This window comes from Fimbriimonadaceae bacterium (assembly GCA_023957775.1).
GTDB lineage: Bacteria > Armatimonadota > Fimbriimonadia > Fimbriimonadales > Fimbriimonadaceae > JAMLGR01.
The window spans coordinates 1-21,896 of sequence record JAMLGR010000020.1 but is presented as its reverse complement, the minus strand read 5'-3'; the positions used below and the strand labels follow the sequence as shown (position 1 = coordinate 21,896).

Here is a 21,896-nt window from a genome sequence, read left to right as displayed (position 1 = left end):
CGGGAGTCTCGCTCCTCCATGGATCTTTTTCTTTGTATTGACTAACCATCTAATTTGTGTATACTTATCAAATGGAATTCGTCGAAGAGATGGCAGCGTTGCTCCCGGACGCGATCGCGCTGTGCCGATCGGCGGGACTGGGTGCCTCTCCGCGCGGGATCCAGGTCTCGGCCGCCCGGCGCGCGCTGCTGGAGCTGCTGGATCCCGAACAGGGCGCATCCGTCGGGGAGTTGGCGCGGCGGGCGGGCGTGACCGCGGCGACGATGTCCACCGCGCTCAACCGGTTGGAGCGGGACGGCTGCGCGGTGCGCGAACGATCGCAATCGGATGCCCGCGTGGTCGAGGTGCGTCTCACCCCCGAGGGAGAAGCCCTACGCCATGCAACCTCGCCGATCGATCCCCAGCGCCTGACCGCCCTCGCCGAGCACCTCACCTACCTCGAACAGCGCGAGGTCCTGCAGGGGCTGAGACTGCTCTGCCAAGCCGCCGCCAAAAGCACACCCTAAACCACAAACCACCAACCACAAACCACAAACCACAAACCACAAGCCACTACCCCTCCGGATCCCACTCGTTGTCCCCGGCTCCCTCCTGGAACAGCTCGGTCTTGTGGAAGGCGATGCGTTCGGGCGCGGTGTCCTTGGCGTGGTGCAGGCCGGCAAGGTACACCGTGTTCTTTCCGAAGCGGTGGTTGACGCCGTCCACTGCCGTGTTGAGCTGCGCCCGCACCACGGCGCCGTCGAACAAACTCGGCGTCACGGCTTCAGGTCGCGCGAGTTCGGAGAACACGACCCACGCCGCCAACGGCCCCTCGAACTCCCGTTCGGCCCACATCTCGAGAAAACGCTCGTTGAAGAAGACGGTGTCCGCGACGGCCGAAAACCGTCGGTGCGCTTTCCAGCTTTTCCGCGTCCCCCGGACCCCCACGTCCATCGTGCCCGCGCACCACCCCGAGGCGCGAAGGCGGGCCGAGGCCTTTTGGATCAGCCGGAGCAGGACCTCTCGACACCCTTGATCGGTGCGCAGGCGCGGGGGCAGCACGTGCGAGTGGCTCAGGCTCTTCGTCTTCGTCTGCTCCGAGGGCAGATCGTAGCCGCGCAGCAGATACCACCAGCGCTCCCCGACCACCGACCCAAACGCCTCGGCGAGTTCGCGCCGGCCCGCGGCGCAGAGCTGCTCGGCGGAGAAGATCCCGGACGCGTTCAGCCGGGCGGCCATCCGCTTGTTGATCCCGGTGAACTCCGTCAGCTTCAGGCTGTGCAGCTTCTGCGGGAGGTCTTTCGCCTCGAGCACCTGTAGGCCGTCGGGTTTCTCCAGCTCCGTTCCGAGCTTGGCGAGGAATGCGTTGGGAGCGATCCCGATCGAGCATGAGAGCCAGTCACCCGCGTGCTCGCGCACCGCGGCCTTGAGACGCCGGGCCAACTCCACCGCCACCTCGCGCGGCGCCTCGCTTCCCAGGAGCTTGAACTGCATCTCGTCGATGCTGCACACCCGGTCGACGGGCAACACGGTCTCGACCGCCTCGAGCACGCGGTCGTGGAAATGCGTGTAGAGCGTGTGGCGCGCGTCCACGAAGACCAGCCCGGGGCACATCCGCTTCGCATCGCCCACCTTGGTGCCGGTCTTCACGCCGTACGCCTTGGCCTCGTACGAAGCCGCGATGATCGTGCCCGAATCCGTGCTGACGGGGCCGACGGCCACGGGTTTGCCCCGCAACGTGGGGTCGACCTGCTGCTCGACCGAAGCGAAGTACGAGTTGAGATCGAGGAACACGTAGCGCAACGGGCGCGCATCCCCGCCCACAACCGGTAGATTCTCGTCTACCATCACCCTCATTCTACACGCCCCAGCCCCCCGTCCCACAGGTAAAATCCCGTACCCCTATGGACCTTCGCGCGACCTTGAACCTGCCGGATGCCGACTTCACCATCCCGATGAAGGCGGACTTGCCCAAACTCGAGCCGGCGATTCAGGCCGAGTGGGAAGCCGCTTCGATCTACCACCGGATCCAGGAGGCGCGGAAGGACGCGCCGACCTTCGTGTTGCACGACGGTCCGCCCTACACCAACAGCCCGATCCACATCGGCACGGCCCTTAACAAGATGCTCAAGGACTTCGTGGTGAAGTCGAAGACCATGGCCGGCTTCCGCGCGCCCTATGTTCCGGGCTACGACAACCACGGACTGCCCATCGAGCAGGCGGTCATGCGCGACCTGCACGAGCGCGGGGTGAAGGCGGACATCGTCGAAATCCGCCGAGCGTGCCGCGCGCACGCGGCCAAATACATCGACGTCCAGACCGACCAGTTCAAACGGTTGGGGGTGTTCGGGCTATGGGAAAGGCCTTACCGAACGATGGACTACGCGTTCGAGGCCGAGATCATCCGGATCTTCCTCCGGCTAGCCGATCGGGGATTCGTCTACCGCGGCCTGCGGCCCACCCTCTGGAGCCCCACCTCGCAGACCGCGCTGGCGGACACCGAAATCGTCTACGGCCCCCACGTCAGCAAGGCGATCTACGTGCGGTTCCCGCTGCGCAAAGACCCCAACGAGCTGTTCGGCAGCTTCCCCAACCTCTACACGGTGATCTGGACGACCACGCCGTGGACCATCCCGGCCAACCTCGGCGTCGCGTTCCACCCCGAGCTGAACTACGCGGTGGTGAAGGTGGGGAGCGACCACTACGTGCTGCTCGACAGCCTCGTCGAGAAGGTCGCCGAAGCCGTTGGATGGGAAGCCCCCGAGCGCGTCGCCAAGTTCCTGGGCATCAACTTCGACCACGCGGTGTTCGGGCACCCGATCTTCGACCGCGACTCCCTGGCTCTGATGGCGGACTACGTCACGACCGAGGACGGCACCGGCGTCGTCCACACGGCGCCCGGCCACGGGCGCGACGACTTCTACACGGGCCAGGCGTACGGCCTTCCCGTGCTGTGCCCCGTGGACGAGCGCGGGGTCCTGACCGCCGAAGCCGGCGAATTCGCCGGTGTGAGCTACAAGGAGTGCGACACGGTCGTCGTCGACCGGCTGCGCGAGCTGGGCAACCTCCTGGCCGCCTCCGACTACGAGCACTCGTACCCCTTCTCCGAGCGGGACGGGAAGCCGGTGATCTTCCGAGCGACCGAGCAGTGGTTCGTCGAGATCGATCACGAGGATCTGCGCTCGCGGATGCTCGAGCAGACCGAGCAGGTCGCCTGGTACCCGGCCGCGGGCAAGACGCGCATCCAAACGATGATCGCGTCCCGGCCCGACTGGTGCATCTCGCGCCAACGGCCTTGGGGCGTCGGCATCCCGATCTTCTACGGGAAGGAGAGCCGCACCCCGGTCCTCGACCCGATCGCCATCGGCTGCGTCGCGAACCTCGTGGAGCAGGAGGGATCCGACGCGTGGTTCGTCCGCGAACCCTCCGAGATCCTCCCCGAAGGCTACGCCCATCCCGAAACGGGCGAAACCGAGTTCGTGAAGGAGACCGACGTGCTGGACGTGTGGTTCGATTCAGGCTGTACGAGCCTGGTGGTGCTCGACAGCGACGTCGAACCCCGTTGGGACAACCTTTGGCCCGCCGACCTGTACCTCGAGGGAAGCGACCAGCATCGGGGCTGGTTCAACTCCTCCCTCGTCATCGCCACCGCCACGAAGGACACCGCTCCCTACCGAGCCGTTCTCACGCACGGTTTCGTCACGGACGAGAAGGGCCTTAAGATGTCCAAGCGCCTCGGCAACGTCGTGGACCCGGTCCAGGCGGCCGACCAGTACGGGGCAGACGTCCTGCGCTACTGGGTCGCCAGCGTGGACACCGCCAACGACGTGCCTTGTTCGGACGCCCTGCTCAGGCAGATGGGCGAGCACTACCGTTCGGTTCGGAACACGTTGCGGTTCCTGCTCTCGAACCTCTTCGACTACGACCCCTCGGCGAACCAGGCGTTGCTGGACCTCGACCGCTGGGTGATGGAACGCGTGGACCTTCTGTGCGCGGATGTGGCGGACGAGTACAGCCGGTTCGAGTTCGGCGACGCGCTCGAGGCCATCCACAACTTCTGCGTCAACGAGTTGTCGCGCTTCTATCTCGATGCGATCAAGGATCGGATGTACTGCGACGGCAAGGATTGGGAGTCCCGCCGATCCGGACAGGCGGCCTGCCACTACGTGCTGGTTCGTCTGGTCAAGCTGGTCGCGCCCATCCTCGTGCACACCGCCGAGGAGACGTACCGACGGATCCCTGGCATCGAACACCTCGATTCGGTCCACATGGAGACGTTCGACCTGCCGAGCGCCGAGCGGCTCGCCGAAATCGAGGGGAGCGCGTTCGAGACGCGGTTCGCGGTGCTCCGGCAAGTGCGGAACGGCGTGTTCGCGGCGTTCGAGCAGTGGAAAGCCGAGTCGGGCGTGAAGGACAGCCAGGACGTGATGGTCACCGTTTCGGAGAGCGGCGAAACTCTGGAGCGGTTGCGGACGTTTGTGGGAGAGTTGGCGAACTACTTCAAGATGAGCGCGGTGACCCTGCAAGAGGGGCCCTCGGGTGCCACGTTCGAATCCAGCCCCTACCTCAAATGCGCGCGCAGCCGGATCCGCCGGCCCGACGTCGAGCTGGTGGACGACGTGCCGTTGAGCGCGCGCGACCGCAAGGTGCTGAACCTCGCATGAACCAGCGGTTCCTCTACTGGGGGATCGTCGCCGGCGGGTTCGTGGCGGACCAGTTGGTGAAGTCCTGGGTGCGGGGCGCCTTGCCCCAGCATGGCGGGTTCGACGGCAAGCCGTGGCCCGGCGTGTTCGAGATCACCCATGTGGTGAACGAAGGCATCGCGTTCGGCCTGTTCCAGGGCTACGGCGTGCTTCTGGCACCGGTCGCCGTGGGCATCGTGATCCTCACAGCCCTCTACAGCGCCCGCCACCCCAAGGAGTCGAACTGGGTCCACGCGGCGATGGCCCTCCTCGCGACGGGCGCCCTCGGGAACCTGTTCGACCGGATCTTCCACGGTCGGGTGACGGACATGTTCCAGATCCGGGCGTTCAACTTCCCCGTCTTCAACGTCGCCGACGTGTGCATCACCGTCGCGGCCACGATCTTGATTCTCAAGTGGGGCATCGACGCCGTGCCGCACAGCCATGCGCCGGGACCTGAGACCCAGGCGGACCAAGAGATCGCAACCCCCGGCGTGCAGGAGCTGTCTCCTAGGGTAGAGCCTCGCGAAGCGGGGCGGGAGACGTGATGCGATGAGACGAGGAGTGATACCCCCCGGAAAGGCCGGCCTGCTGGTGCTGGCGGCGGCCATGGTACCCATCGTGCTGGGCAAGGCCAAGCCGTGGGCGAAGAAGTTTGGGCAAGGCCTCGTCAAGTTGGGTGAGAAGCTCCAAGAGGGTGCCGAAGAAGCGGCCGCCGAGGTGCAGCCCGAGGCTGCGGCCCCCAAAGCCGAAGCAAAGCCGACGCCTCCCAAGCCTGCCGCTGCGAAAGCTACGGCGAGACCGGCACCGCCCAAACCCGCGGCAGCCAAATCAAAGGCCGCTCCCCGCCAGCGCAAGACGACCGCCGCCAAGGCCAAGCCCCGACCCAGGTCGCGGGCAAAGCCCGCGGAGTAGCTTAGGGGTCGTTTGTCGTTTGTCGTTGGTCGTGGGGCTGTGAGTCCAACTTGGAGCAGCGGAACCCCACGCCCAGGAGCGTTCCGATCCGGGCGCCGTCGTCTTCGAGGTTCGATTCGATGAGGTTCGTCACCCGTTCCAACCTCTCGCCATAGAACTGGCTCTTGTGGATCGCGACCAGTCTCTTGTGCTCCTCCCACTGATCGGTGACGTCGACCACGAAGTTGGGTGCCCGGGTAGAGAATCGCATCAGCCACTGGGTGCCGGTCCCCTTAACCGCCTCTTCTGCGATCGCACCCGCCCTGCGGTGGTCGCGGTGGCTGAACCTCGGCGGGTACAGCGAGTCGAAGGCGAGGACCCACCGAGGGCGATACGCCCGGATTTGCGCCCGAAGGGCGGCCACTTCCCGATCGCCGGCACGCAGCCGTCCATCCTGAAAGCCCAAGAACACGGGGGTGTGGACGCTGGTCTGCGCGGAAGCCTCGGTCTGCTCGGCACGGCGAATCCGCCGGTTCGCCGAGGCGTCTTGGAACCAGTAGTAGCCCTTGTCGCCATCCGTCATCGCCACGAGCTGGATGTCCGCGCCGCCGTCGTGCAGTCGCGCCAGCAGTCCGCCCAAGTAGAACTCCTCGTCGTCGGGATGGGCGGTGACGATGAGCACCCGCGCCTCGGGCGCCTCCATGGCGGCGAAATCGGGATCGATGGCAGGGTTGGGCGAGGGGGCGGCGCGTGGGAAGAGGTCGAACTCCCATGGCTGCCACACCCAGAACGCCCAAAACGCGCCAAGGAGCGATCCGTAGACCCACAAACGACGGCGGCGGTTTCGGCGCTTGCGCGCGGCCTTATCCGACTCCGTCGAGGGGGTGCTCAACCTTCGCCGTGCTCGTACTTGTCCTTGAGCGAAGCCACCACGGCGGCATCCGCCAAAGTCGTCGTATCGCCGAGAACGCGTCCCTCGGCCACGTCGCGCAGCAGCCGGCGCATGATCTTTCCCGAACGCGTCTTGGGCACGTCCGCGGTGATGATGATGTCGTCGGGCCTCGCAATGGGGCCGATCTTCTTGGCCACGTGCGTTTTCAGCTCGTCGATCAGCCCTTCCGTGACCGTGTACCCGATCCGGATGATCACGAACGCCGCGATGGCCTGACCCTTGAGTTCGTGCTTCTTGCCGATGACCGCCGCCTCGGCCACCGCGGGATGGTCGACCAGCGCGGACTCGACTTCCATCGTGCTGATGTTGTGGCCGGCGATCAACATCACGTCGTCGACGCGCCCCAGCAGCCAGTAGTTGCCCTCGGTATCGATCTTTGCGCCGTCCCCGGCGAAGTACACGCCCGGGAACTTCGACCAGTACACGTCGATGAACCGCTGCGGGTCCCCCCAGATGCCCCGAGTCATGGCGGGCCAAGGCCGCTTCAACACCAGGAACCCGCCGACCGCGTGTTTGGCTTCTCCCCGGGCGACCAATTCCATGTGGGCCTCGGTGAGATCGCGTCCATCCTCGCTGAAAACCCCCGCCTCGATGCCCGGGAAGGGGCGCGCGGCGGAGCCGGGCTTGGTCGACGTGATGCCTGGCAGCGGAGTGATGAGAATCTGGCCCGTCTCCGTTTGCCACCACGTGTCCACGATCGGGCAGCGCCCCTTGCCGATGGTCTCGTGGTACCAGATCCACGCCTCGGGGTTGATCGGCTCGCCCACGCTGCCGAGAAGGCGCAACGAGGAGAGATCGCACCGATCGGGGTACTCGGAGCCCCACTTCATGAACGCCCGGATGGCGGTCGGCGCGGTGTAGAGGATCGTCACCTTGTGGCGCTCGACGATTCTCCAGAACCGGTCCTTGTCGGGTGCGTCGGGCGCCCCCTCGTACATCACGACCTGTGCGGCGTTGGCGAGCGGACCGTAAACGATGTAGCTGTGGCCGGTCACCCAGCCGCAGTCCGCCGTGCACCAGTACACGTCGTCGTCCTTGAGGTCGAACACGAGTTTGGACGAGGCGTAGGTGCCGGTCAAGTAGCCGCCGGTCGTGTGGATGATCCCCTTGGGCTTTCCGGTCGACCCGCTCGTATAGAGGATATAGAGCAGGTCCTCGGAGTCCATGGGTTCGCACGGGCACTCATCGGACTGGTGCGGCACCAGTTCGTGCCACCACACATCTCTGCCGGAGACCCACTGACCCCGATCGTACGCCGGGGTCGTCGCCCCCGCGGTCACTTGGCCCGCCTCCCCAGCCCGGTCCAGAACGAGGACGTTGCGCACGGTCGGGCAGCCCATTGCGATGGCGTCGTCGATCGCCCTCTTCAGCGGAACGACCGAGCCGCGCCGCCAACCCCCGTCCGCCGTGATGACCACCGATGCCTGCGCATCGTTGATGCGGTCGAACAACGACTCGGCGCTGAACCCTCCGAAGACGACGGAGTGGGCCGCTCCGATCCTCGCGCACGCGAGCATCGCGAAGGCCAGTTCCGGCACCATCGGCATGTAGATGCACACGCGGTCTCCCTTCTGGACGCCGAGGGCTTTGAGGGCGTTGGCGAGTCGGCTCACCTCGTCCTTCAGCTCCGAGTAGCTGATCGCGCGCACGTCACCCGGCTCTCCCTCCCAAAGGATGGCCGTCCGTTCGCCCTTGCCGGCATCCACGTGCCGGTCCACACAATTGTCGCAGGCGTTCAGCCGCCCGCCGACGAACCACTTCGCGTAGGGTGCGTTCCACTCCAAGGCGGTATGCCACGGTTGCATCCACCGCAACTGCCGGGCCCAGCCCTCCCAAAAGGAAATGAAGTCCTTGTCCGCCTCGGCGTAAATGCCGGGGTCCGAGACGTTGGCCTGGGAGGCGAACTCGGGCGGCGGCGGGAACGAGCGGTCTTCGGCAAGCAGGCTTTCGATGGTATCGGACACGTTGATCCTCCTGGAGCGCGGGTCCCAACGCTTCGACAGGATCGCCGGATCGAGGACTCGCGCGGAGTAAAAGGTGCTACGATTTTAGCGTATCGGCCCCCTCGCGGGCCCGTTCGACGCCGACCATGACTTTGCGTGTCCCATTCGATCAGTTCGCCTCCACCGTCAGTCGCATGTTGGACACGGTGCCGGTCTTCGCCGTGCGCCAAGGTCGCGGAATCGTCCTCTCCGCGGCGGACCCCGCCAAGGACGTGCGGATCGTCTCCGGCACGACCGGGAGCATGGACCAGCTTCGGGACGCGCTGTCATCCAAGGGGCTGGAACTCCTCGAAGGGGAGTGGGTGGCTCCGGGAGACCCCGAGCAGGACGCGGGCGGGGTCTACGTCGTCGGCGTCGCCTACGCGAGTGGAGAGGGGCGGCCGGGCCTCTGGATGGACGCGACGCGGGAAGCGATCACCCCCGCCCAGGCGGTGCGGGCCATGTACGACGAGATGAGGGACAACGGCGAGGTCGCCGAAGTGAGCTTCGAGGATTTTGTCCGGGCCGCCAACCCCAATGTGGTCGTGCTTTCCCCATACGACGTCAAACACTTCCTCGCCACCAAGGACGATTGACCCAAAAAAGAGGCCCGACCCCAAAGGGTCGGACCCCATTACTAGGTTTGGTGAGTGGTTAACGCTTGCTGCGGCGAGGGCCGACGATAGGACCATACTAACACAGGCGAACGGCTTCGTTCTCCCCAACCAGGGACTTTCGTGGGATAACTGGTATTTCTATGGGGTCCAGCAGGAGGTTCCTGCTCTCCAGGGGCGATCCGGTATCCTGTCACTTCCCTCCCATGATCCCCTACGACCCCACCCTCACCCGGCAGCTTGAAGACCAGCGTTCGCGAATTCCCGTGGGGTTGCTGTCGAGGGAGGAGAAGGAGCGTCTGCTCGAACGCGGTTTCCTCGGACTCTACCGCTGGTACGTCGACCGCTCTCAGGCCACCCGCAACTGGAGCCCGGATCGCGACATTCCTTGGAAGTCGCTCCGACAGGACCACAACGTCGAGATCAACCGCATCCTCGAGGGTTTCTTCGCGGTGGAGCAGTACGTGCCCGACTACGTCGAGAACCTCGTCCACCTGATCCGCAAGAGCCACGGCCGGTCGCACTTCCAGATCCGGTGGGGAAGCGAGGAGGCCAAACACGCCGACCTCTGGTACAACGCGTGCCTCTTCTCCGGCCATCGCTCGCCAGACTGGCTCCGCAACTACATGGGTGAGCTGCGGTCGAACGTGTGGACGCTCCCTTGGGAGGACGATCCCATGCGGATGATCTTCTACACGGTCTTCCAAGAGCGGGCGACGCAGATCAACTATCTGAACCTGGGCGTCATCGCCCGCGGCGAGAGCAAGGTCGGCCTCTACGAGGCCTCGGCCGATCCCGTTCTCGTGCGAGCGGCGCAGCTCATCGCGGTCGACGAGGCCGCGCACTACAACTTCTTCCTGGAGGGGGCGCGGCTGTTCCTCTACTACTTCCCCGCGCAGGCGCTCGAGGCGATGCACGACGTGATCAAGTACTTCGCCATGCCCGCCGGCAAGATCATTCCCAACTACGAAGAGTTCAGCGAGATCGTGTACAAGGCGGCCATCTACGGCCCGCGCGAGCACGCGAAAGACGTGATCCAAGCCGCCCTGGACAACCTCGGAGTCGCGACGCGAAAAGCCCTCGAAGCCGGACTGCGCCGAACGCGCCTGGTCCCCGACGAGAATGGCAACCTGCGCGAGACCGCGATTTTCGAAGGTTTGAACTTCGAGCACATCGGCGAGTCCGTCAAACGCTTGTTCGGGCGCGTGCAGAAGTACGAGAAAGAGATCGGCTTCGACACCGTAGACCCCCTCGTCTGGCGCCCCGCTTACTAGGTTTGTGGTTTGTGGTTTGTGGTTTGTCGCTTTACGCCTCACGCTTCACGCCTCACGCCTCACGCCTCACGCCTCACGCCTCACGCCTTGCGGCCTCGGCCGCAAAGGTCTATCCTAACTCCATGTCTTGCCCGTTCCGAACCCCCCTCCTCGCCGTGGCCTTGCTCGCCTCTTCCGCCTTCGCGGTGCCCCAGTACCAGATCATCGACCTCGGCCTGGTTCAGGCGGGCGACTCCGCGTCGCAGGCTTTCGGCATTTCGCCCAACGGGATTGCGACGGGGAGGTCGTTGGGTTCGCCCACGCAGGCGTTCCGATGGACCCAGGGTGGCGGGCTGGAGGGGCTTCCCAACCTGGCCTCGCGGAGCTACGCGGTCGGCAACGGCGCGAACAACTCGGGCGCGGTCGTCGGGACGGCGTCCACCACGTTCTTCGGTTCGGACCCGTTGCCGGTGATCTGGCAAGGGGGCGTGGCCACGCAGCTGCCCCTCCCCGCCGGCGAGAGCTTTGGCCGGGCCTACGGCGTCAACGCGTCCAACGCCGCCGTGGGATCCGTCGGAGCCGGAACCACGGAGTTCGGCGTCCTGTATCAAGGCGGAAGCGCCGCGATCTTGACGCAGACCACTGCGAACGGCAGTTTCGTGCGGACCGCGTTCGGCATCAACGACTCGGGTCGGATCGTCGGCTTCGGCATCGATCCCAACAACGCGGCGGTCAACGTCGGGTACGTGCTGGACACCGCAACGAACACGGCGTTCTCCGTGGGCGCACTCACCGCGCATGGGCACAACGGCGCCATCGCGTTCGGCGTGGGCAACGGAGGCCACATCGTGGGTTCGAGCATGCTGAACCAGGGTTCGGGGCTTCCGTTCATCTGGACCGATGCAGGCGGCATGGTCGAGATTCCGCTCCCCACCGGCACGAGCCAGGGCAGCGCGCGCGCCGTGAACGCGTCGGGGTGGGCCGTCGGAACGGCTTCCTCCGCCTTCGCCATCCCGTTCCTCTACGACGGCAGCCAGACCTACGCCCTCGGCGACCTGCTCCCGGCCGGTTCAGGATGGGACCTCTCCACCAACACCTCCTCTTCGGCGATGGGCATCAGCGACGGCGGAATCATCGTCGGCACCGGCGTTCACAACGGCAACACGCGAGCCTACGCGATGGTGCCGGTCCCCGAGCCCGCCACCATGGCCGTGCTCGGATTGGGCGCCGTCGCCCTCCTACGCCGCCGCCGGTAAACACGCCCCCCGCCTCACGCCTCACGCCTCACGCCCCCCAGCGGTATCCTCTCTTCCCATGCCGCTCGATTTACTGCCCCTGCAAACCGACCGGGATTGGGAACTGGCCGTTGCCTTTCGAAACGCCAACCAACCCACTCAGCCCCTCACCGTTGCCGAGGCGCGCGAGGCCGACGAGGTCCGCGCCCGACACGGCTTCTCCGAACAGTTCCTCATGGTCGAGGACGGGACCCCCGTCGCGGTGGGAGGCGTCGTCAAGGCGTTCTGGACCGCCAAGCCCTCCTACTACCTCTATGCCTGCCCCGATCCTGGGCATAGCGATCGCTACAGCGAGTTTCTCCAGGCCGTCGAAACGCGGGCGGCGTCTTTCGCCGACGCGACGTGGACCGTGCGCGGCCGGAGCGACTGCCCGTGGACCGTGGACGTGCCTCCGACGCTCGGGTATCGCATCACCCAGTCCAACCCCGCCCTTCGCCTCGACCTCGACGACGTGCCACAACCCGCGGGCCTGTGCGCCATCGTCTCGGTGCCCGAGTTCGCCCGGCAACGCCCTGAGACGTGGGAGCGCGACGTTTGGCGCCTCGAGATGGACCTCATGCACGACGTCCCGCTGCCCGAGCCGTTCCAAGATGTACCGTTCGAGCAGTTCCAAGCCCGCCTCCAAAGTCCCCATGTGAACTTGGAGGCGCACTTCCTCGCGATGATCGACGGCGAACCGATCGGGCTCACCCAGCTCTACATCAACCACGCCGACCCCACGATCGGAACGACGGGGCTCACCGGCGTCCTTCGTGCCCACCGCCGAAAGGGAATCGCCCGAGACCTCAAGCTTCACGCGATGCGCTGGGCCGCGTCTGCGGGCATCCGCCGCATCTTCACCGACACCGAGGAGGCAAACCCGATGGGCCTGCTCAATAGGCAGCTCGGGTTCGTGGACGACCACGTGCTCGTGCTGTTCGCCAAGGAGAGGCATCCCCAAGGCGAATGAGCTCGGCGCGGGCTTTCCCGCCCTCGAGCACCACCTTGAGCACCACGCGCTCGCCGGGCCGGTCGAACACGAGGTCTCCCAAGGAGTAGGCGACGACCGCACCTTCGAGGGTCTCCACGGGCTGCACCGTGTGCGGCCCGTGCCCGACGACCACGCTCGCGCCTCCGCGAACGGCGCGGGCGGCCAACTCTCGCTGACGCGGTGTGGGCAGGAGGGTCCCCTCGACACCCCAGTGGATGGACACGACCACGACGTCCGCGCGCCGCGCCAGCGTGCGCACCTCGTCCTCAAACGTCTCGGGGTCGAGAACGTGCTGCCCCTTGACGGCATCGAGACGAAAGTCGCTCAGAGCCAGAAAGCCGACGGACGTCCCGCGAACGCGGCGCACCGCCGTTCCATCGCCCGCGCCCGCAGCGAACAGCCCTCGGTGCTCGACAGCCTCGACCGTGTCTCGAAATCCCTCGGCGCCACAGTCCGCGGTGTGGTTGTTCGCGACCGAAACGCCGTCGATGCCGGCCTCCACGAGCCACCCGACCCGCTCCGGCCGCGCGCGGAGGTTGACGACCTTGCGCCGGACGAAAGGACGCTCGGTGACGGGGCACTCGAGGTTCACAAACGCGAGATCCGCCGCTCGCAGCACCGGTGCCGCCGCCCCGAAGGGAGGAGCCCCCGCGCGCTCGATCCCTCGGGCCAACATGACGTCACCGCCAAAGGCCAGCGTCACTGGGGCGAAGGCAGCGAGCGCGAGCCACGGAGTCACTGGTCGTCGTGCCTTGCGGGCTTGGCGACGAAGAACGAGGGGACCCAGAACGGCCGTGGCGGCGCTTTTCCCTCGCGCAACCGGCTCTTCCACTGCTCGTCGCTCATCCGCTCGCTCATGGGCACCGTGAATTCGTAGTAGCTGAACGCGGGCCCGCGCGCGAGATAGAGCTTCCCATCGATCGGCACGATCGCGATGAGGTCGTCGGCGTGGCCCACGGCGACGGTGAACGCCAGAGGGTCCGCCGTGTGGATGTCCGCAACGAGCGCCATATCGCGATCGTCCTCGGTCAGCGTGTTGAAGTTCATCCCGCGCATCAGCATCGAGACCGTGATGTTTTCGAATTCGCCCTCGAGGTGGCGGATGCGAAGGTGCTCCTCTCGCGAGAGGCTCGTACCGGCCACCTCCTTGCGCGCGCAACTCCCCAGGAAGCCCACGAGATCGGCAAGTTCGCCGAGGTTCTCGCGGGCGTCTGAGTCGACAAGCTTGCGCGCCACGAGCCCCCGCGTCATTTGCGACACCAGGGCGGAGAGCCGGTCGAAGAACGGGACGTTCGGTTCGACAAAGCCCTTCAAGGGCGGCGGCTCTTCGTCGCCATCGCCCATCTCCACGGCCGTTTGCTCGCCGTAGAGCAGCGTGTCGTGGCGCAACTCCGCCCAACTCGCCAAGGCGCCGTAGAGCGACGCTTGCGCCCATGCCGACTTCCGCATGAACGCCGGCACCGCGTGGGTCGGGGGCTGGATCTTCGCCCGAAGGACGTTGAGCCAGCCCGTATAGAGGTTGCGCGTCCACTCGGTTTCAGGCAACGCGTCGACCTTCGCGGCCGCCTCTTCCAGCCTTGGCCGGTACAGGTTCCAACCGCGCGGGTTCACCTGGTCGGGGTACTTCGCGATGAGGTCGGTGGCGGCCTTCGAACCCAGCGCGGCCATCACGTCGAGCCCCGTGGGCAGGGGACGCTCGAGCCCCGTGACGCGGCTGATGACCCAGCCGTCCAACAGCCCGCGCTGGCCCATGAACTTCATCACCACTCCCTGCGCGATGCCGCTTTGGAGCTTGATGCTCGGCCGGTAGATCGCAGGATCCAGCTTGGCCATGGCGTCGGCGAACTGCTGAAGATCGACGGCTTCGGGATCCCCACCCAACTCCTTGAGCACCGAGATCCCCATGAGGGGTGTGAGGGAGTTCACCGACCCCGCATAGAGCGTGGTGGGTTCGTACACCGCTTGCCACTCGGCCTCGAGCCGCCCGTCGCGGACCGCTTGCGCCAGGGAAATGGCCATCCGGGTTCCCACGGCGTCCAGCGCGCCCGCTTGGGTCTTGAGCTGCAGGGGAACCAGCCCGTACCACATCATCGTGCGGAAGTAGCGCTGGAGTCTGGGCGAGCGCGTGTAGTGACCCCGCACCAGGAACTGGCTCATATCGACCTTCGACGGAACCACGTTGCTCGGCACAAATCCCTTCGCGTCCTTGATCGCAACCAGTTCGTCGCCCACGAGCGGCTTCACGTCGGCAGGCAAAGGCGACGTCTGCCCCAGCAACCGGTCCGCGACCCCGACATAGGCGATGACGCGGGTGGCGGCGGAGTGGCCAGCCGTGGTCTTCCGTTGCGCGCGGACCTGGATCGCCGCGGCGAGCAGGTGTTTGGTCAACGCCCCGACCCGGTCGTAGAGGGGCCCCTGCTCCATGTTCCTCAGCGTGGAGTCGAACGCGACGTGAAACAGGTGCAGCACCGAGTCCGTGGTCACCAGCGAGGGGATGTTCTCGTAGTCGTTCTGCCCGTAGACGTAGTGCGGGAGCGGCATGTCCGCAGGCGAGATGAAGAAGAGGTCCTGCGCGAGCTTGCGCCGATGCTCCGGCGCAAGCGGGGCGGCCTCGACGAAGGCCTTGAGGTTCGCGACCTCGTGGAGGTCCGGGCTGAGCGCCGGTGCCGCAAAGGGCGCCTGAAGGGCGAGGACGAGCGCGACGAGACTCATTTGATTACAGTTTCGCCCATTCCGACCCCGTACCGGCGCGGATTTCGACGAAATCCGGCCGAGTCGCGCCCAGCGTCGCCTGCGACCAGCGTCCCATCTCGCGATCGAGGCGGAAACCAAACCTGTTCCAACTCCAAACGAACAGCCCGAGCGAGTCGTCGAGCCGGCGCTGCAAGGCCACCAGCTTGGGTTTCCCCTGAACCTGGGCGTACACGAAGTCCACCAGGGGACGCCCGAGGGACGAGCCCTTCCACTTCGGCACGACCTTGCCTTCGCGAAGCTCGAAGAAGAACACCGTGCGGTGGGCGTGGGGGTAGATGTGCGTGGACTTGAAGACGCCCACGGCGAAGTCGGGAAGGCCGTTGCCGTCGATGTCCCCGCCGGCAAGCTTCCACGGCTGGTGGGCTTTCGGCACCCCTTCCCAGACCGACCGGCCTCGGATCGACACGCGGACGCTGGGGTCTTGGGACGTTCTCAGCTCCACCAGCGCGTCGCCCAGTACGATCGACTGAGCGGCAAGGAGGGCGATCATCATGGGTTCATTTTGGCCAGGAGGGACGGGAGGCACGCCCGACTAGCGGGCGTGGCACCTCACTTCTTGCGCATCTCCTGCGGCGACCCGCCTGCACGCCCGGCTGGGCGTGGCACCTTTCAGCACCTCTTAGCGGCCGAAGGTGGTGAACAGCTTGGCGAAGGGCGGCTTCAGGGAGACGGCGGCATTCAGCACCTGCGCGGGGGTTCCGGTGGCCAGAGCCGACCGCAGGGTCATCAGCGCAGTGGTCTCGTCCGTCATCGCCCGTCGCAGGCGGGCTTCTTGCTGCGGAGTCAGCCCGTAGCGTTCGGCGTCCGGAATCTGGGCGTCGACGGCGAGCCAGAGCGTCTCGGCGTGCAGAAGCTCGAGCTCAAGGGTGGCTCTGAGGCGCGAATCGAGTTGGGAAGGGCGCTTGCCCTTGGCGGCTAGGACGATGGCCTCCATCGGCTCGTGGAACGCCGTCAGGCGGTCGACGAAGTACTCCAAACCGTTGCGCTTTCGGCCCTCCATGAGGATCAAGCGGACCGCTTCGAGCGCCTCGTGGGCACCCGCGAACTCCTTCGCTTCGGCCTGTTTCGCACCGCTTGCGATCTGCCGGCCCACGCGATCCAACTCCGCGGCCCAGCGGGAGTCGCTTGGAAACGCCTCCATGAGGCTCGCCCGCTCGGCCGGCCATCGCTGGGCCAGCGCTTTCGTTGAAGCCACGGCCTTGACGGCCGCGTCCGGGTCGGTTTGCGCCTGGCTCGTCCACGAGAGGGCCGGGATGTAGACGGCATCGAACGCGAGCATGCTCTGAAGCGGAGGCGTGCCTTCGGCGCGGGCCCATTTCAGGTACTTCGCGGGTTCGGCGCGCACCTTCTCCACGCACCCGGCGCAGCAGAAGTAGACCGTCCGGCCCTGGATCGCGGCCGACACGTCCTTGCTGACCGGTTCTCCCGTGACCGGGCAGGTCGACACCCCATCGCCCATCCCGGCGAAGGCGTTGGCCGTTCCACCGCCGGGTTTCGGAGGCGCCGGGTGCTCCTTGTGCATGCCCGCCATCCCCTCCTTGACGAATCCGTTGACCCCTTCGGCGTGCCACTGGATCAGGGTGACCACGTAGGGGTCCTTGGAGGTCTCGACTACGCGTACCCCGCGCTCGGTCTTCTCCATGGCAAAAGTGATCTTCGAGGCGTTGGCGAAGAGCTCCACGAAGAGCGGATCCCACTGGCGGATCGGCCGCCGTTGTTTCAGGCGCGCCTGCATCGCCGCCGCGTGCGCCTGAATCATCGCGACGACCGCGGGATCGCTGGACTCGGTGAGGGTCTCCACGCCGTTCTTGAGCTTGGTGACCGTGCGCTTGATCTTGGTGTTGTTACCCAGGAGGGCGTGGATGGTCGCCATGTCCTGCTGGTTGCCCCGGCCCATTCCCTGAGCGGCGAGCTGCGGCGGCGCCGCGAGGACAAGGACGAGGGCGACGAGCGCTGTGAAGTGGGAGGATCCGTTGCGTTGATTCATGGTGTGTGCACCGGTCCCCGTCGGATTCTGAGCGGGGGACCTGCCCTTGAAGAGGCTTCCAGCGAGTGCAAGGGTTCATCAAGAGGCTTAGGGATATCTCCTGCGGGGCGGCGGAACGCTTCGCGTGGGCGGGTTCGCCTTTCGGGCCCTGATCGACTCGATGGCCTTGGCGATCTGCTCCCGATAGGGCTCAGGCAACTGTTCCCAGGAGACAGGGTTCGCCTTGGGATCGTAATCGGCGATCGTGATCACGCTCTCGGTCCAAACGCCGGGCACCACTTCGACGCGCAGCATCACCTTCTTATCCGCGCCGGGTGCGTATCCCACCAGGTTGGCCACGCCGTAGATCGCCATCTGTTCGGGATCGCCTCGAACGTTGAGTTCGATTCCCGCCAAATTGGAGGGGTCCAGCCCTCGAAGCGGCCGAACGGTGCCCTCGGCGTCCTTGCCGTAGGCGACCAGTGTGGGGTGGACCAGGGACCGCCCGGTCACCACACAAGTCGCCGGCACTCCCGTGGGAAACGCGTCGGTCGGTTCGACGGACGTCGCGGAGAGTTTGGTGATTCCGCTACCGGTCTGCACCTCGCTCCGAATCTCGCCACCGAAAACGATCCGCTCGATGATGGCGCGCTGTTCGAGATTCATGCCTGCGTACGGCAGCCGGGCGCCCGCTTCCAGGTCCCGCTGTTGGAGTTCACTCAGGGAGCCGTAGAGCCTCAGGCCATTCCAGTCGGTGCGATCGCTCGCCCCGAGCACCGAGCGATCGATCATGGCGAGGAACCAGTCTCCGATTCCGCCCCGATTGAGCCGCTTCGAGGCAAAGGCGTATCGCGCGTACTCCTTCATATCGAGGCGGCCGTGCTCGAACACGCTCTTGACGAGCGCGGCCACCGCGCTTCTGGGAGTGAAATCGAGCGCGGCCTCGAAGCGGTCCGCCGGCACGAGAACGGCCCACCCTTCGGTCTCGTCGAGCCGCACGGTCTCCGAGCCCAGAAGCGCCTGCATGAACGTCTTGACCCGAAGGGGTTGCCCACGCGCCATGAAGTGCGCCCAAGTGAGCGCGCGATCGGGCACGGCCGCAACCAGGTTGACGCCTTTGACTTCGGCGTAGGCCGCGAGCGCATCGCTCACGACCCAGCTCAGCGGATCGTTCGTTTCGACGCCGAGCATGAGCTGCCGCAGTTTGGGGGTTATGGTCGCCGGCGTCGCAGCCTCGGCGGCAATCCGAAACGCGTCTTCGAACTCCCTGGAGTCCGGCGACAGCTCGACCTCCCTATCGTCCGCGAGGGGTGGTCCCGGCAACATGTGCGCGTCCATGAAGGAGCGGGCCGGGTCCGCAAAGCTCGCCTGGTTGACAATCTGGCCCCAGGGGGCTTTGCCGATCTGGAGATTGACGTTGAACAGGGCGGTCATCTCGCCCCGCCGCACTTCGAGGACGAACCGGGACTGGGACGGACTGAATCGAAGTTGCGTGCGGGGATCGCTCACGGTGGCGCCGGGGTCCGGCGCGAGGGTGACTTTCGCGGCCTCGTCGATCCAGGCCTGCTGCTCCTTGGCAAACAGTGCCACCGCAGCATCGAACTTCTTCCGATCGAAGCCGCGTTGCATCTGGGTTGGGCTCGTCGTGAACAGGGCCCTTGAGAAAGGTCCGACCGCCGCAAGGTCGCGAGGATCACACGCAAGCACCAGGCGCTTGAGGAGCCTCGAGAGCGGCCCTTGTGCGATAAGGGACCGCTCGCGGAGGTAGCGCGCCCGCCCGGCCGTCAGATCGTTTCGGACCGACGCCTCGGTAGGGAGAGCGGCGAATCCCGCGGCCAGCGCCCGGGCGTTGTACGGATGTTCCAGCTCCGCCTGGGCGTCCTTGAGCGCCGCGTCCACCAACTTGCGCCGGTACGCGAGGTGCTCGCTCCGGATCGCGCGTTCCTGCGCCGGGCCGCGGCCAAGCACCTCGGTCTCGCCCTCGCGGGTCCACTCTCCCACCACCGCCTCCGCCAGTTTCGCTTTGAGCTCGTCCAACCGGACGCCCTGGACGTGTACGAACACGATCTCGCGCGCGATCTTGGGCGAAGCGGCCAGTTTCGAGCCCGTGCCCGCCGCGAGCCTCTCGAGCACCTGGCCTAAGGGCGCGGCCTTCGCATCGAAGTCCACGGCGTCGGGGCCGAGGCAGTGCCCAAGCAGGGGAAGAAAGGCGGCAACCCATACCATGGTCGTATGATAGCGCTTCCGCGGTACTAATGGGAGGGGGCGCACCTACAGCGCCACAGGTTGGGCTCGCCAATGTCAGCCCCGTCGTGGCGGCGATGCCACGAGCTGGAAGAGTCCAAGCCAATCAGCTTCCAACACGAATCGTCAAGCAGCGACCGCCGCGCTAGCCTGGTAGCCCCCAGCGTTTGATCTCGCCGAGCAAGAAGTCCACGTCGTCGAACGGATCTCCACCGGTTCGCTTCCAACGGACCTTCCCGTCGGCGTCGATCAGGATCGTGGCGTGCAGCTCGAGGTCCTCGAAGTCGTCGTAGCTGGAGAAGCGTCGCGCGTTGGAGTGGTCCACGTCGGACAGGAGCTTCACCTTGAACGGCGCAAGCGTCACCGAGTCCTTGTTGGCCTGAGGCGACGTCGCACTGACTCCGAGAACGACCGTGTTGGCATCGGAGAATTCGCCGAGTCGTTCGTTGATCTTGCCCAACTGCTCCATGCAGTGGACGCACTGGTCCGAAAGGTAGAAAACGAGCAGCACGTTCTGGCCCCGGTAGTCCGAGAGCTTGACGGGATTCAACTCCATGTCCACGCAGTCAAGGCTCGGCGCGGGGAACGGTTGCCAGTTGCTGGGCCCGATCGGGTCGAGCGCAGCGGGGACGTAGACCCGTTCCGGCTTCATCGTCTCCGCCTTCGGCGTCGCGTTCAAGCCAAGGGCCAGCACTTCTTTGGTCCAGCGAAGGTTGCGATCGGCGCCGCTCCACACCGCGAGGAACCGCCCGGCGTAGCGTTTCGCGCTGGCCGCGTCCCCTCGCGCCGCGAAGGACTTGGCCAGACCCGCCAGACACCAGGCGTCGTTGGGTTCTTGGGCCAGGGCGGTCTCATACGCTTCGATCGCGCTTGTGAGGTCGCCTCCCGCGGCATAAGCGTCTCCGACGAGGCGCATGATGGGCCATGGGTCGAACGGGGGGTCGTTCCGGTAGTTGTGCGCTTCCCGGTCGAGCCGTTCCTTCTCGGCCTGCTCGAGGAGGAGGCGGATGCCGTTCAGCCGCTTTCCTTCGGCAAGAAGGACCTTGGCTTCCGCGGTCTTCAGGAGGAGTGGGGCGAACGCTCCGGCCTCCTTGCGAATCTCGTCCGCCTTGTCGGGGTTCTTCGCGATCATCGCTTCGAGCTGCTTCTTGGGCTCCTCTTGGACACCCTTCAGCGCCTCGCGCGCCTCACGCGTGCGTCCGAGTTCGGCCAGCGCAATCACCTTCGCGGCCCCCACGGTCAGCGCCTCGATGGGGTTCTCGGCCGCAGGGAACGTCTTCTCGTCGAGGATCTCGTCCCAGCGCTCGAACTTGAGCAGCGCCCGGGTGAGGGCAAGGACCGCCGGGTAGCCGCTGACGAAGTTGCCCGGGTCCTTGGGTGACCGCATGATGTCCCGAGCTCCCCGGATGCTGTCCTCGGCCCGGCCCAGTTGCTCCTGGATGTAGCAAAGGTAGTCGCGGTTGTGGGGGTAGTTCCAGTTCTCGAAAGGCAGGGCGAGCCGATCGTTCATGTATTTCAGCTCGACGCGGGTGGCACTGTCCATCGCGATGGCCGCTTCGTGCCACATGCCGATCTTGGAGTAAATGTGGCCGGGCATGTGGAGCGCGTGGCCGATCCCGGGCGCGGCTTTGCCGTACAGCTCGCAGCTGGCGACGGCCTGGGCGCTGTCCACATCGTCCCACGTGTGGATGCGTGCGTGGTGGGCGCCGGGGTGCATGGGATTGACCGCGAGGATCTGTTGGATCAGGAACTCGTTGGCGAGTTGGCTTCCCTGGCCGATGTTGAAAAATGCGAGTTGGGCCTTCGCCTCGATATCGTTCGGATAGAGAACGCACAGCTTTTGGAGCCGCTGGACGATCTCTTTGGTGGACTCTTCGCCGGTCTTGCTCCACGCCGCGTCCCACGCTTCGATGTAGAGCCGCTCACGCTCCGTGACCGTGCCCTTGCGCTTGACGGCCTCCTTGAGGAAGTCCCGAAAGCGCGTCAGGCTGGGATCGTCGCCCGAGCCGATGGTGAACCAACTGAGGCCGCACCGCGCGAGTCCGAAGTAGACCATCGCGTTCTCCGGCTCCATCTTGAGGCACCACCGGAACGACCGCTCGGCCTCTTCGAACCAGAAGGAGTGGAGGAGGGCGTTCCCCTGGTCGTACCAGGATTGCAGTTCGGCGTTCTTGGTCGAGATGGGAAAGGGCGCGGTGCCGATCCCTTCGATCTTCCAAGGCTTGGTCCGCATGCCGGAATCGAAGGCGGACCCGTGATGCGAGTGCCCGAACCCAGGATCGTCCTGGCAAAGGGCGGTGGAGACGGCGAG

At 65.9% G+C, this 21,896-nt stretch carries 17 protein-coding genes; 8 read left to right on the top strand and 9 right to left on the bottom strand.

The features are described from left to right. The first annotated feature begins 71 nt into the window (after positions 1–71). Complete coding sequence (locus M9921_14840; GenBank protein ID MCO5298123.1) at positions 72–506, top strand: MarR family transcriptional regulator; 435 nt, start codon at positions 72–74, stop codon at positions 504–506. Between the two features lie 46 nt (positions 507–552). On the opposite strand, the gene M9921_14835 is transcribed toward M9921_14840, so the two are convergent. Next, a complete protein-coding gene (locus M9921_14835) occupies positions 553–1,827 on the bottom strand; it encodes a hypothetical protein (protein MCO5298122.1) in 1,275 nt (424 codons plus the stop codon). A gap of 56 nt (positions 1,828–1,883) precedes the next feature. Here M9921_14835 and ileS point away from each other — a divergent pair, with 56 nt between their 5' ends. The 3 genes from ileS to M9921_14820 are packed head-to-tail and all read left to right on the top strand — an operon-like array spanning position 1,884 to position 5,576. Next, positions 1,884–4,643 carry an isoleucine--tRNA ligase gene (gene ileS, locus M9921_14830; GenBank protein MCO5298121.1) on the top strand — a complete coding sequence of 920 codons (2,760 nt, stop codon included), beginning with the start codon at positions 1,884–1,886 and terminating at the stop codon, positions 4,641–4,643. After that, positions 4,640–5,209: a signal peptidase II gene (lspA, locus tag M9921_14825; protein ID MCO5298120.1), complete on the top strand. Its 570-nt coding sequence runs from the start codon at positions 4,640–4,642 to the stop codon at positions 5,207–5,209. Before ileS ends, lspA begins: the two co-directional genes overlap by 4 nt. 4 nt (positions 5,210–5,213) lie before the next feature. Beyond that, positions 5,214–5,576, top strand: a complete 363-nt coding sequence (locus M9921_14820; GenBank protein MCO5298119.1) for a hypothetical protein — start codon at positions 5,214–5,216, stop codon at positions 5,574–5,576. A gap of 1 nt (position 5,577) precedes the next feature. Here the strand turns inward: M9921_14820 and M9921_14815 are convergent, their stop codons facing one another. Both M9921_14815 and acs read right to left on the bottom strand, forming a co-directional pair. After that, entirely contained in the window at positions 5,578–6,447 is an 870-nt protein-coding gene (locus M9921_14815; GenBank protein ID MCO5298118.1) for a PIG-L family deacetylase, read from the bottom strand. Continuing rightward, positions 6,444–8,471, bottom strand: coding sequence for an acetate--CoA ligase (acs, locus tag M9921_14810; GenBank protein MCO5298117.1), 2,028 nt, complete (start codon positions 8,469–8,471; stop codon positions 6,444–6,446). Before acs ends, M9921_14815 begins: the two co-directional genes overlap by 4 nt. A 173-nt stretch (positions 8,472–8,644) precedes the next feature. On the opposite strand from acs, the gene M9921_14805 reads away from it, so the two are divergent. The 4 genes from M9921_14805 to M9921_14790 all read left to right on the top strand — a co-directional run bounded on the left by M9921_14805 (position 8,645) and on the right by M9921_14790 (position 12,600). Beyond that, a complete protein-coding gene (locus M9921_14805; protein ID MCO5298116.1) occupies positions 8,645–9,085 on the top strand; it encodes a hypothetical protein in 441 nt (146 codons plus the stop codon). Positions 9,086–9,309: 224 nt separating this feature from the next. Beyond that, complete coding sequence (locus M9921_14800) at positions 9,310–10,377, top strand: acyl-ACP desaturase (protein MCO5298115.1); 1,068 nt, start codon at positions 9,310–9,312, stop codon at positions 10,375–10,377. A gap of 122 nt (positions 10,378–10,499) precedes the next feature. After that, positions 10,500–11,612, top strand: a complete 1,113-nt coding sequence (locus M9921_14795) for a PEP-CTERM sorting domain-containing protein (protein ID MCO5298114.1) — start codon at positions 10,500–10,502, stop codon at positions 11,610–11,612. Between the two features lie 58 nt (positions 11,613–11,670). Beyond that, positions 11,671–12,600, top strand: a complete 930-nt coding sequence (locus M9921_14790; GenBank protein MCO5298113.1) for a GNAT family N-acetyltransferase — start codon at positions 11,671–11,673, stop codon at positions 12,598–12,600. On the opposite strand, the gene M9921_14785 is transcribed toward M9921_14790, so the two are convergent. From M9921_14785 to M9921_14760, 6 genes are all read right to left on the bottom strand, one after another. After that, a complete protein-coding gene (locus M9921_14785; protein MCO5298112.1) occupies positions 12,524–13,297 on the bottom strand; it encodes a CapA family protein in 774 nt (257 codons plus the stop codon). The two genes, M9921_14790 and M9921_14785, sit on opposite strands and share 77 nt — an antisense overlap. 59 nt (positions 13,298–13,356) lie before the next feature. Then, positions 13,357–15,333 (bottom strand): DUF3160 domain-containing protein, encoded by a 1,977-nt coding sequence (locus M9921_14780; protein MCO5298111.1) that lies wholly within the window; start codon positions 15,331–15,333, stop codon positions 13,357–13,359. 4 nt (positions 15,334–15,337) lie between these two features. Then, positions 15,338–15,868 carry a hypothetical protein gene (locus M9921_14775; protein ID MCO5298110.1) on the bottom strand — a complete coding sequence of 177 codons (531 nt, stop codon included), beginning with the start codon at positions 15,866–15,868 and terminating at the stop codon, positions 15,338–15,340. A gap of 126 nt (positions 15,869–15,994) precedes the next feature. After that, positions 15,995–17,362 carry a hypothetical protein gene (locus M9921_14770; protein ID MCO5298109.1) on the bottom strand — a complete coding sequence of 456 codons (1,368 nt, stop codon included), beginning with the start codon at positions 17,360–17,362 and terminating at the stop codon, positions 15,995–15,997. An 87-nt stretch (positions 17,363–17,449) separates the two neighbouring features. Further along, positions 17,450–19,567 carry a hypothetical protein gene (locus M9921_14765; GenBank protein MCO5298108.1) on the bottom strand — a complete coding sequence of 706 codons (2,118 nt, stop codon included), beginning with the start codon at positions 19,565–19,567 and terminating at the stop codon, positions 17,450–17,452. Between the two features lie 163 nt (positions 19,568–19,730). Further along, the coding region (locus M9921_14760) for a redoxin domain-containing protein (GenBank protein ID MCO5298107.1) at positions 19,731–21,896 on the bottom strand (2,166 nt) is incomplete at its 5' end.

Excerpts from the sequence above, each read along its gene's own strand:
- ileS (MCO5298121.1), top strand. The coding sequence starts at position 1,884 with ATGGACCTTCGCGCGACCTTGAACCTGCCGGATGCCGACTTCACCATC.
- M9921_14840 (MCO5298123.1), top strand. The coding sequence starts at position 72 with ATGGAATTCGTCGAAGAGATGGCAGCGTTGCTCCCGGACGCGATCGCG.
- M9921_14835 (MCO5298122.1), bottom strand. The coding sequence starts at position 1,827 with ATGGTAGACGAGAATCTACCGGTTGTGGGCGGGGATGCGCGCCCGTTG.
- M9921_14820 (MCO5298119.1), top strand. The coding sequence starts at position 5,214 with ATGAGACGAGGAGTGATACCCCCCGGAAAGGCCGGCCTGCTGGTGCTG.
- M9921_14765 (MCO5298108.1), bottom strand. The coding sequence starts at position 19,567 with ATGGTATGGGTTGCCGCCTTTCTTCCCCTGCTTGGGCACTGCCTCGGC.
- M9921_14770 (MCO5298109.1), bottom strand. The coding sequence starts at position 17,362 with ATGAATCAACGCAACGGATCCTCCCACTTCACAGCGCTCGTCGCCCTC.
- M9921_14795 (MCO5298114.1), top strand. The coding sequence starts at position 10,500 with ATGTCTTGCCCGTTCCGAACCCCCCTCCTCGCCGTGGCCTTGCTCGCC.
- M9921_14805 (MCO5298116.1), top strand. The coding sequence starts at position 8,645 with ATGTTGGACACGGTGCCGGTCTTCGCCGTGCGCCAAGGTCGCGGAATC.
- M9921_14790 (MCO5298113.1), top strand. The coding sequence starts at position 11,671 with ATGCCGCTCGATTTACTGCCCCTGCAAACCGACCGGGATTGGGAACTG.
- lspA (MCO5298120.1), top strand. The coding sequence starts at position 4,640 with ATGAACCAGCGGTTCCTCTACTGGGGGATCGTCGCCGGCGGGTTCGTG.
- M9921_14800 (MCO5298115.1), top strand. The coding sequence starts at position 9,310 with ATGATCCCCTACGACCCCACCCTCACCCGGCAGCTTGAAGACCAGCGT.
- M9921_14785 (MCO5298112.1), bottom strand. The coding sequence starts at position 13,297 with ATGTTGGCCCGAGGGATCGAGCGCGCGGGGGCTCCTCCCTTCGGGGCG.
- M9921_14780 (MCO5298111.1), bottom strand. The coding sequence starts at position 15,333 with ATGAGTCTCGTCGCGCTCGTCCTCGCCCTTCAGGCGCCCTTTGCGGCA.
- M9921_14775 (MCO5298110.1), bottom strand. The coding sequence starts at position 15,868 with ATGATGATCGCCCTCCTTGCCGCTCAGTCGATCGTACTGGGCGACGCG.